This window comes from Paenibacillus sp. PK3_47 (assembly GCF_023520895.1).
Lineage (GTDB): Bacteria > Bacillota > Bacilli > Paenibacillales > Paenibacillaceae > Paenibacillus_AQ.
On record NZ_CP026029.1, the window covers coordinates 3,856,542 to 3,871,329 of the forward strand.

Sequence of the window (14,788 nt, forward strand, 5' to 3'; positions counted from 1 at the left end):
ACAACCTAATAGCCTTCAGCTTTTCAGAAAAAAGGGAACTTGTGGTAAACTAAGGGCGGATGAGTTATACCACTTGAACGAAAGGAAGTGAAAGTATGCCGAATACGGCAGAAGTGGTGAAGCCGGTAGCGAGCCTGATGAACGTCACCAAAAAAATCGGCTCCAAAACACTGGTGAGCAATCTGACCCTCGATATCCCGCCAGGGCAGATTTTCGGATTCCTGGGACCGAACGGGGCCGGCAAAACAACCACCATCCGCATGATGGTAGGGTTAATTTCGATCAGCCAGGGTGATATTCTGATTTGCGGACGCAGCATCAAGGATCACTTTGAGGAGGCGATCGCGAATGTCGGAGCAATTGTCGAGAACCCGGAGATGTATAAGTTCCTGACCGGATATCAGAATTTGCGCCAATATGCGCGGATGGTGAAGGGGGTGGACAAGCAGCGTATCAACGAAGTGATAGAGCTTGTCGGACTCGGCCAAAGAATTCATGACAAGGTAAAAACCTATTCGCTCGGGATGCGCCAGCGGCTGGGGGTAGCCCAGGCACTGCTGCACCGGCCCAAGCTGCTTATTCTCGATGAGCCGACGAACGGGCTGGATCCGCAGGGAATCCGCGAGCTGCGTGATTATCTGCGCCGTCTGTGCCAGGAGGAGGGAACGACGGTGTTCGTCTCCAGCCACTTGCTGTCTGAGATGGAGCTGATGTGTGACAGTGTAGCGATCATCCAGAACGGACGGCTTGTCGATGTGAAGCAGCTTAAGTCAGTGGGCGATATGGTGCTGCAGAATCCGGAGACCTGGTTCGAGGTTGATAACCCGGAGGCTGCGCTAAAGGTGTTCGGCCGGGGTTCGTTGGTGAACGGAGGTATTGTTATTGAGGCGGTACGCGAGGAAGTGGCAGAACTGAATGCGCGCCTGGTGGCAGGCGGGATCAAGGTATACAGCATCAAAGCACTGTCACGTTCACTGGAGGATCAATTCTTGGAAATTACGGGAGGTGAAGGCATTGGGTGAGTTTGCAGCTCTCATACATAATGAGAATATCAAGATTTACAGCCGTGTCCGCACATGGGTGATGCTGTTTATTCTTGCAGTAATGAGTATGCTGTTCCCTGTGCTGATGTATTTCACCAGCGGAAGTCCGGAGTCGATGATGGGCCTTTGGGATACTTTCCAGACGACGGTCAGTATTGCCTTTTTCCTGAATACGATCTTTACTGTTGTCGTTGCTTCTGACTCTGTTGCGAGTGAGTTTTCCTGGGGAACAATCAAGCTGCTGCTGATCCGCCCATGGAGCCGTACCAAGATTCTGGTCTCCAAATATATTTCCCTTGTGCTCTTTAGTCTGCTCAGTACGGCTGTGCTGATTGCTTTTGCCTATGGTTCATCCCTGATGTTCTCTTCTTCGGCTGAAGCAGGAATGTCCACCATGAGAGACATGAGTCCGGCGGAATATTCCTTCCTGGATCTGTTCTGCCGTTATGTGGAGATGTTCCTGACGGCTGCGCTTGCCTTCATGGTTTCCAGCGTCTTCCGGGCAAGCGGCCTGGCGATCGGATTGTCGTTGTTTATTATGTTCACCAAAAATATTTTCCTGATGATCTTCAGTCCCGAGCGTTATGAATGGGCCAAATATCTGATCTTTACCCACATGGATTTACGGGGATATATGGTCTCCAGCGTCGGACCGGGCGGTGTAACCCTATGGTTCTCTGTAGCGGTTCTGGCTGTTTATTATGTCCTGTTTCTGCTGGTCTCCTGGTACGTATTCCGTAAAAGAGATGTGGCGGCTTAATCTATACGTAAAAACAGCACACAAGCAAGCTTAAGCGGGCATAGGCCCGCCTAGCCTGCTTCCAGTGTGCTTTTTTGTGCTTTGGAGCGGCGTTTGCCGTCTTTATCCTTCTTCACATTTTGCGTAGGTCCGCCGGCTTTTTCTGCGGCAGGCAGCTCGGCCATGGCAACGGAGCAGTTCAGGACGCTGCCTTCTACAATATTCAGGATGCCTGCCATAATATCCCCGTGCAGCTGTCCGGTATCTGTAATTGTGAGCTTATGATCGGCAGTGACGCTGCCGAACACTTTGCCTGCGATAACAATATCATGCGCTTTGATGCTGGAATGTACCGTTCCCTGCTCCCCGACGGTTACTGTTCCCCGGCACTGGATTTCACCGCTGAAATCGCCGTCGATCCGCAGGTTGGTGTCACACTGCACTTTACCTTCCAGACTGTCCCCGTAGCCGATCAGCGAGTCTGTTGACTTGTACGAAGCCTGTGCCCTCTGTTTCCACATATTTATCCCTCCTGAAATTCGCTCCCCTGAGCTTACGGTTCCACATAATTCAAAGGATTTACGGCCTTATTCTGCTTCACTACCTGAAAATGAAGATGCGGTCCGGTACTGCGTCCGGTATTGCCGAGCGTACCGATCTTCTCGCCTTTGCTTACCTTGTCTCCGGCTGATACCGTCATGCTGTTCAAATGCATGTACCAGGTTTCCAGACCGTTTGAATGCTCGATGATGATGTATTTGCCTCTGGCTCCCATCTGATCGGAGGCGGTAACCGTTCCTCCCATGGCCGCATATATGGGATCCCCGATACTGCCGGCAATATCAATGCCGGAATGATAGGCTGAGGTACCTTTAAAGGGATCTGAGCGGTAGCCGAAGCTTGAAGTGATGGTCTTGGACTGTGTAGGCCAGATTACAGCCGGTGCCAGCCGTCTTTGTTCAGCAAGGGCCTGCTTGGCTTGAAGCTGCTCCTCAGCCCGACCAGCCTGCTCAGCCCGTGTGATCGTTGTGGCTATGCTGCTCATCATCTCATCAAGCATACTGCGGATCTCCTCGAAATCATCTCTGGTTTCCCGGAGCAGCGCCAGATGATCCTCCGGATAGACGGCGATATATTCGCCGCCGACCTGGGACGCGGCAATACTGCCCGTCACCGCTGCAGTTGTCCCGGATAACGGAGCTGGTGCTGTTTTTAATGAGGTCTGCTTATTCGCTCCTGACCCGGAGGAGGCTTCCGTCTCCTTGTCAATCAGCGACTGCAGCTGCTGTTCCAGCTCATTGACGCTTTTCAGCTTGTCTTTGATGCTCTCCGCCTCCTCCGACAGCTCGGTCACCTGGCCGCGGAGCTGCTGCAGTGCCTGATCCTTATCCTGGGCCTTCATCTCCATGCGGAGATTGGTTAATGAGAGTGCTGCTGCTTCAGCTTCCAGCTCGGCAATGGAGCGGGAGGCATGAAAGTGCATGGAAGTGACCAGACTGGAGATGGACAGGGCGGCAGCGGCCGGGAGGACCAGGGCTAGCGGTTTGGACAGCTGAAGCTGTCTGACCGGCCGTCCGGCTTCACGGACGACAAGCAGCGTGATCCGGTTATGATCTGGCTGACTTTTCATAGCTTCTCCTTCCTGCGGCTTGCAGCCGCCTTGTGTTAGTAGCGTCCGGCATTGTCTAAAAGCAGGCTCATCCGAATGGTCCTATTACTCTATGTATTCCTCGTCCCTGGCTAACATGACAACGTTTGATTGAATAAATAAGGAGAGTTACGGCAAGACCTGTACTAGAAAGCGTGCGGTCCGGTGTATTTCCGGTGTCCGGCCAAGCGCTTTTATATTATTTTCAGGAGGGACAAGCTTGACGATATTCGCAATTATTCTTTGTCTTTTTATTCTGCAGATCGCCATCATTTTACTGCTGGAGTTCAAACGTCCGCAAAGAGCGCTGGCCTGGCTGTTCCTGTCCTTTTGCTTTCCTCCTGCAGGGCTGCTGTTCTATTTTTTTATGGGGAGGGATTATTGGCAGCGCACCCGTATCGGCAAACGGTGTACTCCGCTTCTAAGCGGAATCCGCAATCATCTGGCCGGAAAAATTCATATTATCGGCAGTGCCGGGGATAGCGGAAATCCTGAGCTTGAATATCATAAAGGGCTGTTTAAGCTGTTTTCGGGGCTGGCAGAAATTCCGGTTACAGGCCGCAACAGCTGCAGAGTGCTCTGGAGCGGGCGGGAGGCCTTTGAGGATATGCTGGCACTCATGGAAGAGGCGCGGGAGCACATCCATTTGGAGTTTTATATTTTCCGGGATGATGATATCGGGGAAAGGTTCCGGGAAGTTATGATCCGCAAGGCACGCCAGGGAGTAAAGGTGCGTATGCTGTGTGATGGTCTGGGCAGCCATGGCCTTAGTCCGGCGTTCATCCGTACTCTGAAGAAGGCTGGCGTAGAGGTCCATATTTTCCTGCCGCCGCTAACCTCGCTGCTGGAACGCCGCTTTAACTACAGGAATCACCGCAAAATTATGGTTGTAGATGGTCTGGTCGGTTTTACCGGAGGGATGAATGTAGGCGATGATTATATGGGCAAAGATCCAAAGCGGGGCTACTGGCGCGATACCCATCTTCGTCTGGAAGGGGATGCCGTGTATCATCTTCAGTATATTTTTCTCAAAGACTGGCGGCTGGCAGCCGGTGATATCCTGAGCCACCCGCGGTTCTTTCCTGTCCACAGCTGCTCCGGCAGGGAGGCCGTGCTGATTGTTCCCAGCGGTCCGGATGGCGACGTAGACGCTTCCCAGGAGTTGTATTTTGCCGCCCTGTGTTCAGCAAGACACCGCATCTGGATTACCTCTCCGTATTTCATACCCGATCCGCCGATATGCCGCGCCCTTAAAAATGCTGCGCTCAGCGGAGTCGATATCCGAATCATCATTCCGGCTGTTCCGGACAACAAGCTGGTGTATCAGGCTTCATTATCCTATCTGGAGAACCTGCAGGATGCCGGCGTGAAGTTTTACCGGTACACCAAGGGCTTTATGCATTCCAAAATGATCCTTGTGGACAGCGTGCTGGCTACGGTCGGAAGTGCAAACCTCGATATGCGCAGCTTTTATTCCAACTTCGAGCTGACAGCGGTGCTGTTCAGTCCGGAGCGGATAAGCTCGCTTGCTGCGGGCTTTGAAAAGGATCTTCATCATAGTGAGTATATAGACCCGGAAAATTTCATGAAAAGGAGCAAAAATGTCAAGCTGATTCAAGGGCTGTGTCAGCTGTTTTCACCGCTTTTATGACGGAAAAATCGGCAAAAACACAATTTTTCTAACCCAAGAGTATCTTGAGTTCCTTATTTAGGCTTCTTTTATGATATAATGTAGGTATAAGAAGAAATATATGAGGGCATCTCAGCCAATGATGCTTTCGGTTATTTTTGATTCTATCTTTACTTTTATAGGGGGAGTTCTATGACTGTAAGCGGGGAAGTCTTTACAAGTGAGGAGCAGAAGAAGCTGCAGAAAGCAGGATCAGCGAAGATAGCGAGACTGCGGCTGGCCCAGCGGATCGTTATGATGGTACTGGGTGCCACAATGATGTCTGTTGCGCTGGAGATTTTTCTTGTTCCCAATGAGCTGATTGACGGCGGCATAACCGGTATATCCATTATGCTATCACATATTTTTCACATTCCTCTCGGCATTCTGCTGACCCTGCTCAACCTTCCGTTTCTGATCATCGGTTATAAGCAGATCGGCAAAACCTTTGCCTTATCCACTTTATTTGCCGTAGTCATCATGTCTATCGGCACCCAGCTGCTCCATCCTGTGCATCCCATCACGGTAGAACCGCTGCTCGCCGCTGTATTCGGCGGTGTCATTCTCGGCGTCGGGGTCGGGCTCGTGGTAAGATACGGGGGATCGCTTGACGGTACGGAGATTGTCGCCATTCTGGTGGCCAAGAAGCTGCCGTTCTCTGTCGGTGAAGTAGTCATGTTCTTCAACTTCTTTATTTTGTCCGGAGCAGGATTTGTATTCGGATGGAACAATGCCATGTTCTCCCTGATTGCGTATTACATCGCTTTTAAAATGATTGATATCACGCTTGAAGGACTGGATCAGTCCAAATCGGTATGGATTATCAGCGACAAATTCCGCGATATCGGCGAGGCGCTTACAGAGCGACTGGGACGCGGCGTTACTTATCTTGATGGGGAAGGCGGATTTTCCGGCGACAACAAGAAGGTAATATTCGTAGTTATTACTCGGCTTGAAGAAGCCAAGCTGAAGTCTATTGTTGAGGACTGGGACTCAGACGCTTTTATCGCCATTGGCAATATTCATGATGTCAAAGGCGGCCGGTTCAAGAAAAAATCAATCCACTAGTGCCAGTTCCGGTGGAACGGACTGCACGGTCCTGAAGGAAGGTATATTTACGAAAGTCCGAGCATACCGTCCGGTGCCGTCTTGCAGCACCGAATTATCCTATATAATGCCTTCCGTCCATTTGCTGGACGCCTGATAAGCCCGCAGCCTACATAGGCAGTTGCGGGCTTATTGCTGTATTACGGAAGATTGGCGACGATATTCTCGACCGGCTGGGGCGGAAGCTTGGCAATCAGATCGCCCATCACGTTCAGACGTTCTTCAATATTCAGCAGTGTATAATCTGCAGGAGAGACATTGCGCTCCACCTCCTCCCACAAGAGGGGAGTGGATACCGTTGCGAGCGGACGAGCACGCGGCGTATAAGGGGCAGCCAGGGTTTTGCCGGCGTAATGCTGCAGATAATCAAAATAAATTTTGTCGCCGCGGTGTTTTTTCAGCCGTTCCAGCGTAAAAAGATCGGGACGTTTCTCGGTGACGAACCGGCCGACCAAATGCCCGATTTTGCGCAGCTCGTCAAAGGTGATTCCCTGCCTGATGGGAACGATAATCTGGACACCGGTCGCCCCGGATGTTTTTGGCACAGACTGCAGCCCCAGTGATCTGAGCACTTCCCCGACAATGGAGGCTGCTTCCATAATCCGCGGTTCAATCTCAAGGGAAGGATCAAGATCGATCATCCATTCACAGGGAAGCACGCTTCCGGCATAATGCAGAGAAGGATGGAACTCCAGTGCAGCCAAATTTCCGAGCCAGATGAGTTCGGGCAGCCCCTGCAGCATAATATAGGTAATATTCTCATGAACAGCTGTCTTTACAAATTCGGGCAGCGGATGCGGTGCGTTTTTCTGATAAAAAGACATGCCTGATACCCCATGGGGATAGCGGATCACTGTCAGCAGCCGGTCCCGGCAGTAACGCAGCAGGAAGGGGGAAAGCGCGGCCAGCTTCTGCAGATATATTTTTTTGGTAATGCCTGCTTCGGGCCATAGGGGCTTATCGGGATTCGTAATGGCAAGCTCTTGCCCGTCTACCGTAATGGAACCTTTAATGGTTGCCGGCATAATGAACCCTCCCTTCTTAGTTGTCGGATATTTTTGCGGCGAATCCTTATGCCTTTTGATCCAGACGGCAGGAGAGCGGCGGCAGCTCAACGAGTGCCTGGATCACAGGCTGGCGCATCGTCCCCGAAGGATTCCATTCCAGAAAGTGAAGCTTGAACACAAGCTCGGGCTGAATCCAGACGGCATCCTTGCTGCGGCCCGGTACGGCAGTAAAAGGCATCTGCGGAACCTTAAGCATTTCTGCCCGGGCAGTCAGATTCCGCCAGTCTGCAGCTGTCATTTTGCCGGCGCCGGCATGTCCGATATAATGCAGTCTGCCCCCGTCGTCATACAGTCCAAAGAGCAGCGCATTCACAATCCCGTCCCGGTAGGTGACTCCTCCCGCTACGGCGGTCACATCGGAGATAACCTTGCGTTTCAGCCAGCGTTTATCTTTGCCCCCGGCTGTGTATGTGCTGGTAATGTCCTTGCAGACAATTCCCTCCAGGCCGCCGTTCCGTGCAGCGGTGAACAGCTCTTCGGGATTAGCGTAACTCGGTACATTCTGCACATGGGGATGCGGCAGCAGCATCTCGTTCAGGAACTGCTGCCGCCGCGACAAGGGCTGGTCCAGCAGCCACAGACCGTTGCAGTACAGCATATCAAAAATCATATAGAGCACCGGAACCTGCGGCATAGCCGCTTTGATCGCCGCCCCGTTCTTCAGGCTGTCCCGGCGCATCACCTCGTGAAATGAAGGCTTACCGCCGCTGAGCGCAATGACCTCACCGTCCAGAATGAAAGAGTCTGCCCGGCAGTAATCACCGGGCACCGTAAGCTCGGGATACTGCAGCGTCCGGCGGTTGCCGCGGCGGTTAATCAGCTCAAGGCTGCTGCCGTCATAATAAGAAAGCATCCGGACACCGTCCCATTTGATCTGGGCGATCCACTCGCTGCCGGAAGGAAGACAGGAAGCCAGGACTGGTTCAAAGGGAACGACAGGCTGCAGCTTCACTTATACCGCCTCCTTACAGGTTTTATATTGAAAGTCTTAGCCTAGGACACCGTTTCCTTGCTCTTGGCGCTGCGCCGTTTCGGTTTCGGGGCAATGACCGGAATGGGGCCTGTTGCTTCATCAAGCACCGCTGTTCCCGCAGGGGCGGCGGTTTTTTTGGTCCGGGTTGTCTTTTTCTTGGCCGCAGGCGCAGCCGGATTAGCAGTGGTACCGGGCAGCGGAGTGCCTGGATCCGTAGGAATATGCTGGACAGCCTGGATGCTGGCCTGCAGAGCAGCCATCAGATCAATTACATTGTTTTCCTGGCGGGCAGGGGCAATGTGGAATTCCTCTCCGGCAATTTTGTGTGAGATCAGATCCAGCATCCTCTGGCGGTAGTCGTCAGTGTATTTGGCCGGCTCGAACGGTGTGGACAGCTGGGAGATCAGCAGTTTGGCCATCTCCAGCTCCTTATCGCTGACGATGCCTGCTTCCGGCAGACCGGGAACCTGTGAGACGGGACGAACCTCATCGGGATAAAAAATCGTCTCAATCGCCAGACAATCCTCTAATACACGTATTGCAGCGAGGCTGCTTTTGGAGCGGATGGAGATTTTGGCAATACCGATCTTGCCCGTCTGCCGCATCGCCTCCATCAGGAGCCGGTAAGCATTGGTGCCCGCCTGGTCAGGGGACAAATAATAGGTTTTTTGAAAATAAATCGGGTCAATTTCGGTCAAATCCACAAAATCCAGAATCGTAATGTTCTTGCTGCTCTGTTCAGTGAGCTGGTCAATTTCCTCTTTGTCGAACAGGACAAACTTCCCTTTCTCATACTCATAGCCCTTGCCGATTTCTTCCCAGGTGACTTCTTTTTCACATACGGGACACTTGCGGACATACGACAGCGGACTGCCGCATTCCTTATGGATGTAACGCAGTGAAATGTCTTTGTCTTCTGTGGCGGAGAACATTTTGACGGGTACGTGGACGAGTCCGAAGCTGATGGCGCCTTTCCAGACGGTATGCATGAATATCGCCTCCTGATAATAAGTGCTTTGGCTTAGTATGAGGAAGCGGAGCTTTTTCTAGCCGGGTGCATTTTTTGCGAAGGTTGGGAAAAAATATAGCCGTGACAGGCAAGCTGCGTTATTTTATGCAGGGGAAGGTGCAGTGATGGGAAAAGGACCGTCTGAATGGAGCGGCATACTGTCTGCGCAGGATATCCCTGCAGAAGCTGTGAACTGGTATAACATCATCTCTTCTCCGGAGGAAAGTGAGCCGGATAGGGATTCCGGGCATTTGGATGCCGATGCAACCATTGGCGAGCTCCCCGAGGAGGAAGAGCAGGAGACAGACAGGCCTCATACAAACTAACTTAAAGGAGCCGGTAAAATGGACGTGAAACGCGCAAAGGATATCTATGCCTCCAAGGAAATGATCGCTGTACATCTCGATGGTGAACCGGTCTGGATAGAGCATGTGGATGCGGACAACGGGATGGCAACTGTGCAGGTAGGCTCCCGCCCGACCAATGTGCACACTGTAGGTGTAGAGCGGCTGGAGGAGCAGAAGAGCTAGCCGGATGCAGCAAAAGATGACCGATCCCCTGTCAGCTGGCAGGGGCGGTTGATAACAGATACATACTTACATAGAGTAACCGCTGGATAAATGGCGGCATAGAAGCCTTAAGGAGCAGTTTTGCGAAATGAACGGGAAAAGTCCCGTTGAATTCGGTCTAAGGGGGCATATCAGCGAAATGAGCGGGAAAAGTCCCGTTGAATTCGGTTTGAGGGATCGGAAGCGTGAAATGGGCGGGAAAAGTCCCGTTGAATTCGGCCTGAAGGAGCGGGATGGCGAAATGAACGGGAAAAGTCCCGTTGATCCGAGCAAACTGTAAAGGGATGTTGTGACAAGTGTAAGTCTCCACGGCACATTGTGTTAGAATTTTGCATACAGTTGGTTCGTTACCTTCGCAGTGGCACATTGTGTGCAATTTTTCGCATTCACATAGCTCTTTCTCCTTCGGATGAACCTTCGTCTACGTCTTGCACCAGCTCGAAGCCAAGAAAGGCTGATTTCAGCGGATTGCCATCTTTACTCTCTAATACGGACACAATACCTTACACAAGGGTTGACGGTGTCAGCTGTAAAATCCTATATTGGGTTTGTGAAAATTAGGGAAAAGAGCTGATGTGGTGCGTCCCCTTATACTTGGTGTGTGTTCGGCGCTGTTTTTTGCGGTAACGTTTGTACTTAACCGGCGGATGGAGCTGTCGGGAGGAAGCTGGGCCTGGAGCGCCTCGCTCCGGTACTTGTTCACGCTGCCGTTTCTGCTGGCGATTGTGGCTGGCCGGGGCAGGCTGAAGCCGCTGCTGGCTGCAATGAAGAACCGTCCCGCGGCCTGGATTTTGTGGGGAACTGTAGGTTTCGGCTTGTTCTATGCCCCGATCTGCTTCGCTGCAGCTTATGCCCCGGGCTGGCTGACTGCCGGCACGTGGCAGATTACGATCATATCCGGATCACTGCTTGCCCCGCTGTTCGGGGAATGGATAAGCAGTCCTTCCGGTCCGGTCTACAGACGCGGGCGTATTCCGCTGCGCGGTCTCGGGCTGTCGCTGATTATTTTGACCGGTGTGGCTCTGCTTCAGGCAGAACATGCGAAGGAGCTGTCTGCTTCACAAGTTTTGCTCGGTATTGTTCCGGTACTTATTGCTTCCTTCGCGTATCCGCTCGGTAACCGCAAAATGATGGAGTTATGCGGCGGCCGGCTGGATGTGTTCCAGCGTATTCTCGGGATGACTATGGCCAGTCTGCCGTTCTGGCTGCTGCTTGGGCTGTACGGCCTGGCGGACAGCGGCTTGCCGTCTCCCTCCCAGATGGGGCAGTCATTAATTGTGGCTCTGTCATCCGGCATTATCGCCACTGTGCTGTTCTTCCGCGCGACAGAGATGGTGAGGGACAACATGAGCGGGCTTGCCGCCGTAGAGGCTACCCAGTCGCTGGAAGTGCTGTTTGCCTTATCGGGAGAAATGCTGATTTTGTCTACGCCTATGCCCTCGCTGCTCTCCTGGTCGGGAATAGCTGTAATTATCACCGGGATGGCGCTGCACAGCCTGTTCTCCCCGCGGACGGGAAGTGAATCTCAAGTGACGGCAGGCGGGCCAAAAGAGGCTTTACCGCTTTCAGCGGACAGGAACGGATAGAGCAGGCTGTTGCGGTAAAAGTACCATACCGATATAATTAAAAGTAGTGTAACCGGGAAGGCATTTTTATAAAGGTGGTAGTTGCAGTTTGGAGAATAATGTCGAAACGGTGTTTACATACCGTTCTTACAGCCTGCAGGATACGGAACAGCTGGCTGCTGCTGTCGCTGCCGCATCTGCGCCCGGCATGGTGATCGGCCTGAACGGTGATCTGGGTGCGGGCAAAACGGCGTTCTCGCAATGCTACGCCCGTCATTTGGGCGTAGAGGGGATCGTGAACAGTCCTACTTTTACAATTATCAAGGAATATCAGGGCCGTCTGCCGCTCTATCATATGGATGTGTACCGGATATCTGCTATGGAAGCGGACGAGCTGGGGCTGGAAGAGTATTTTTACGGGCAGGGCGTCTGTCTGGTGGAATGGAGCAGTATTATTACAGAGCTGATGCCGCCGGGGCATCTGAATATATACATGAAAACGGCCGGGCCGGAGGAACGGCTTATTACAGTGACCGGAACCGGGGAGCCTTACGGTGAGGTCTGCCGGGCGCTTAGCCAGAAGTGGGGTAAAGATAAATGAGTAATCAAAATAATGAGCCGCGCAAGCGGCTTTTGGCGCTGGATACATCGACGGCCGTTCTTGGAGTTGCCGTTCTGGAGGACGGTAATCTTCTGCACGAGATTAATGCATCGGGAGAGCGGAACCACTCGGTTCATCTGCTCCCAATTATTCAGCAGGCGCTGCAGGCTTCTGGAACAACCTCCGGTATGCTTAGCGGAATTACTGTCGGCATCGGCCCCGGTTCTTATACGGGAACGCGGATTGCGGTTACAGCGGCCAAAACCTTGGCCTGGGCATGGAAAGTGCCTGTAGCAGGCGTATCCAGTCTGCATGCGCTGGCTTGGGGCGGTTATAATGCTGCTGCCCGGCAAGCGGTGGAAGCTGCGGATGGGGCAGCCGGGATAAGCGGGAGCGGTCCGGACTGGGTCATTCCGCTGCTTGATGCCCGCCGTGGACAGGCCTACACGGCGCTGTTCACTGTAGAGGGCGATCAGGCGCCGCGCCGTCTTGAGCCTGATGCCATCCGTCTGATGGCTGACTGGGTGGTGGATCTGGAAGCCCGGCTGCAGCAGGCTGAAGAAGAAGGCGTGAAGCCTGGCACGATCTGGTTTGTTGGAGAGACTTCTGTACACGGAAGCAGTGAGAGGCTTGCTCCGCTGGCAGAACATGTCTCTGTACGGGCAGTGCCTTATGAACTGGAGGGCCGCTGGGCAGGCTTCCTCGCCGGAGAGCGGCTGCTTACCGAAAGTGACGACCTGCACGGGCTAATCCCCAATTATACCCAACTATCCGAAGCCGAAGCCAATCTGCGCCGTAGCAGTGAAGGGGGCGGGACAAAACTATGACGGATTCAGAGCCGAACAAAGACCTGGGAGCGGAGCTTGTGTTCCGCCTGATGAAGCTTGAAGATATTCCCGATATCCTTGTCATTGAGCGCGAAGCTTTTACCATGCCGTGGACGGAAGAAGCGTTCCGCAATGAGCTGACGCATAATCATTTTGCCAAATATATGGTGATGGAGCTGCACGGGCATATCATCGGATACGCCGGAATGTGGGCCATTGTAGACGAGGCTCATGTAACAAATATTGCTGTTCTTGAAGCTTACCGGGGACGCAAATGGGGCGACCGGCTGCTGGAAGAGCTGATGAGGACGGCCGGATTTTTGGGCATGAAGTCCATTACGCTGGAGGTACGGGTCTCGAATGAGGTGGCCCAGAATTTATATCGCAAAAAAGGTTTCCGGCCTGCCGGCACCCGCAAAGGCTATTACTCGGACAACCGTGAGGATGCGCTGATCATGTGGGCGGATTTGCCGGATTACGGGGAGCAGGGCCTGATGGAAGGAAGCGTGGACTAACAATGAAGACAGAGACGGGCGCTGACAAGCCTGTGCTTATATTAGCTATAGAAACCAGCTGTGACGAAACATCTGTAGCGGTGATCAAAGACGGGAGCGAAGTGCTCTCGAATATTATTTCAAGCCAGATCGAAACACACCGCGCCTTTGGCGGGGTAGTCCCCGAGGTGGCCTCCCGCAAGCATGTGGAAGTGATAACCCTGGTCGTTGAAGAAGCGCTGGCCGCAGCGAAGGTGGATCCGCAGGAGCTGGCGGCAGTAGCAGTTACCCAGGGGCCCGGACTGGTCGGAGCGCTGCTGGTCGGCGTTGTAGCAGCCAAAAGCCTGGCTCTCGCCTGGGACAAGCCGCTGATCGGCACCCATCATATTGCCGGGCATATTTATGCCAACCGGCTGGTCAAAGAGCTGCAGTATCCGAACATGACGCTGGTGGTGTCCGGCGGACACACAGAGCTTGTCCATATGGAGCGTGAAGGGGAATTCCGGATTATCGGACGCACCCGTGATGACGCCGTTGGTGAAGCTTATGATAAAGTGGCACGGGCTCTTGGCTTTCCCTATCCCGGTGGTCCCCATGTGGACCGTCTGGCCCGCGAGGCGGCTGAAGCAGTGCCTTTGCCGCGTGTCTGGCTGGAGCCGGATTCCTATGACTTCAGCTTCAGCGGTCTGAAGTCCGCCGTGCTGAATGTAGTTAACCAGAGCAAGATGAAGGGCCTTACGCCGGATATTGCCGGAATTGCCCGCGGCTTTCAGGAGTCGGTTGTCGAGGTGCTTGTGGAGAAGGCCGTCCGCGCAGTAAAGGCGAATAAAGCTAAGCAGCTGCTCCTCTGCGGCGGGGTTGCAGCGAATAAAGGATTACGCGAAGCGCTGGTCTCCCGCTGCGAGTTGGAAGGGATCGAACTGATTGTTCCGCCGCCGGTATATTGTACTGACAATGCGGCAATGATTGGCGCCGCAGCCTATGTAAAATGGCGGCATGACGGTGACATTCCGCTGGATATGGCGGCAGATCCGGGACTTTCGCTGGAGAAATGGTCAGTATCCGCCTATTGACAGCATTTGGAGTCTAAGGGTATAATCAGCTCTAATTACAACATAACAAACGCGATGAATGGAACCAGTAAGGTAACTCCGGGATGAAGAGAACTGCGGGTTGGTGCGACGCAGCCGAAGGAGCCCTGAACTCATCCGGGAGCGGAACGGTGGAAGCAGGAGGCTCTGTGCGCAGGAGCTGAAGGTGCAGAAGATGTGCCTGACCTTTCGTACACCGTTACGGTTTGCCTCCGTGAGAAGGCGGCGATGCAGGAAGGCGGAGAATGATCCGGTAGTTCTTGCAGAGCATAGAGTGGATATCTTAGAGAAGGCTGAAAGAAAGCCGGACCGGGATATCAACAAGAGTGGTACCGCGAAGGTGAACAGCCTGTCGTCTCTTGAATGAGACGGCAGGCTTTTTTGTA

The 14,788-nt window shown here is 53.2% G+C and carries 17 protein-coding genes; 12 read left to right on the plus strand and 5 right to left on the minus strand.

Annotation, left to right across the window (positions count from 1 at the left end; all coding sequences use genetic code 11):
• The first annotated feature begins 95 nt into the window (after positions 1–95).
• Together C2I18_RS17060 and C2I18_RS17065 are read left to right on the plus strand one after the other, a co-directional pair.
• Positions 96–1,022, plus strand: coding sequence for an ABC transporter ATP-binding protein (locus tag C2I18_RS17060; RefSeq protein ID WP_249896958.1), 927 nt, complete (start codon positions 96–98; stop codon positions 1,020–1,022).
• Entirely contained in the window at positions 1,015–1,803 is a 789-nt protein-coding gene (locus C2I18_RS17065) for an ABC transporter permease (RefSeq protein ID WP_249896959.1), read from the plus strand. Before C2I18_RS17060 ends, C2I18_RS17065 begins: the two co-directional genes overlap by 8 nt.
• A 50-nt stretch (positions 1,804–1,853) precedes the next feature.
• On the opposite strand, the gene C2I18_RS17070 is transcribed toward C2I18_RS17065, so the two are convergent.
• A complete protein-coding gene (locus tag C2I18_RS17070; protein WP_249896960.1) occupies positions 1,854–2,303 on the minus strand; it encodes a bactofilin family protein in 450 nt (149 codons plus the stop codon).
• Positions 2,304–2,335: 32 nt separating this feature from the next.
• A complete protein-coding gene (locus C2I18_RS29645) occupies positions 2,336–3,412 on the minus strand; it encodes a M23 family metallopeptidase (protein ID WP_275100928.1) in 1,077 nt (358 codons plus the stop codon).
• Positions 3,413–3,650: 238 nt separating this feature from the next.
• Here C2I18_RS29645 and cls point away from each other — a divergent pair, with 238 nt between their 5' ends.
• Together cls and C2I18_RS17085 are read left to right on the plus strand one after the other, a co-directional pair.
• On the plus strand, positions 3,651–5,081 hold the full coding sequence (gene cls / locus C2I18_RS17080; protein WP_249896961.1) for a cardiolipin synthase: 1,431 nt from the start codon (positions 3,651–3,653) through the stop codon (positions 5,079–5,081).
• A 171-nt stretch (positions 5,082–5,252) separates the two neighbouring features.
• Positions 5,253–6,167 (plus strand): YitT family protein, encoded by a 915-nt coding sequence (locus C2I18_RS17085; protein ID WP_249896962.1) that lies wholly within the window; start codon positions 5,253–5,255, stop codon positions 6,165–6,167.
• Positions 6,168–6,346: 179 nt separating this feature from the next.
• Here the strand turns inward: C2I18_RS17085 and ligD are convergent, their stop codons facing one another.
• Genes ligD through ku form a run of 3 tightly spaced genes read right to left on the minus strand, consistent with a single transcriptional unit; the run spans position 6,347 to position 9,235 of the window.
• A complete protein-coding gene (gene ligD, locus C2I18_RS17090) occupies positions 6,347–7,231 on the minus strand; it encodes a non-homologous end-joining DNA ligase (RefSeq protein WP_249896963.1) in 885 nt (294 codons plus the stop codon).
• 46 nt (positions 7,232–7,277) lie between these two features.
• Positions 7,278–8,225, minus strand: coding sequence for an ATP-dependent DNA ligase (locus tag C2I18_RS17095; RefSeq protein WP_249896964.1), 948 nt, complete (start codon positions 8,223–8,225; stop codon positions 7,278–7,280).
• A gap of 41 nt (positions 8,226–8,266) precedes the next feature.
• Positions 8,267–9,235: a non-homologous end joining protein Ku gene (ku, locus tag C2I18_RS17100; RefSeq protein WP_249896965.1), complete on the minus strand. Its 969-nt coding sequence runs from the start codon at positions 9,233–9,235 to the stop codon at positions 8,267–8,269.
• Positions 9,236–9,380: 145 nt separating this feature from the next.
• On the opposite strand from ku, the gene C2I18_RS17105 reads away from it, so the two are divergent.
• The 8 genes from C2I18_RS17105 to tsaD all read left to right on the plus strand — a co-directional run bounded on the left by C2I18_RS17105 (position 9,381) and on the right by tsaD (position 14,384).
• Positions 9,381–9,581, plus strand: coding sequence for a hypothetical protein (locus C2I18_RS17105; protein ID WP_249896966.1), 201 nt, complete (start codon positions 9,381–9,383; stop codon positions 9,579–9,581).
• Between the two features lie 18 nt (positions 9,582–9,599).
• Positions 9,600–9,785, plus strand: coding sequence for an H-type small acid-soluble spore protein (locus C2I18_RS17110; protein ID WP_249896967.1), 186 nt, complete (start codon positions 9,600–9,602; stop codon positions 9,783–9,785).
• Positions 9,786–9,912: 127 nt separating this feature from the next.
• The gene (locus C2I18_RS17115; protein ID WP_249896968.1) at positions 9,913–10,104 is read left to right on the plus strand and encodes a hypothetical protein; all 192 of its coding nucleotides are present in this window, start codon (positions 9,913–9,915) and stop codon (positions 10,102–10,104) included.
• Positions 10,105–10,402: 298 nt separating this feature from the next.
• Positions 10,403–11,410 carry a DMT family transporter gene (locus C2I18_RS17120; RefSeq protein ID WP_249896969.1) on the plus strand — a complete coding sequence of 336 codons (1,008 nt, stop codon included), beginning with the start codon at positions 10,403–10,405 and terminating at the stop codon, positions 11,408–11,410.
• Between the two features lie 88 nt (positions 11,411–11,498).
• Positions 11,499–11,990, plus strand: a complete 492-nt coding sequence (gene tsaE, locus C2I18_RS17125; RefSeq protein WP_481857811.1) for a tRNA (adenosine(37)-N6)-threonylcarbamoyltransferase complex ATPase subunit type 1 TsaE — start codon at positions 11,499–11,501, stop codon at positions 11,988–11,990.
• Positions 11,987–12,817: a tRNA (adenosine(37)-N6)-threonylcarbamoyltransferase complex dimerization subunit type 1 TsaB gene (tsaB, locus tag C2I18_RS17130; RefSeq protein ID WP_249896970.1), complete on the plus strand. Its 831-nt coding sequence runs from the start codon at positions 11,987–11,989 to the stop codon at positions 12,815–12,817. Before tsaE ends, tsaB begins: the two co-directional genes overlap by 4 nt.
• The gene (gene rimI, locus C2I18_RS17135; RefSeq protein ID WP_249896971.1) at positions 12,814–13,332 is read left to right on the plus strand and encodes a ribosomal protein S18-alanine N-acetyltransferase; all 519 of its coding nucleotides are present in this window, start codon (positions 12,814–12,816) and stop codon (positions 13,330–13,332) included. Before tsaB ends, rimI begins: the two co-directional genes overlap by 4 nt.
• Positions 13,333–13,334: 2 nt before the next feature.
• Positions 13,335–14,384, plus strand: coding sequence for a tRNA (adenosine(37)-N6)-threonylcarbamoyltransferase complex transferase subunit TsaD (gene tsaD, locus C2I18_RS17140; RefSeq protein ID WP_249896972.1), 1,050 nt, complete (start codon positions 13,335–13,337; stop codon positions 14,382–14,384).
• Positions 14,385–14,788: the final 404 nt, after the last annotated feature.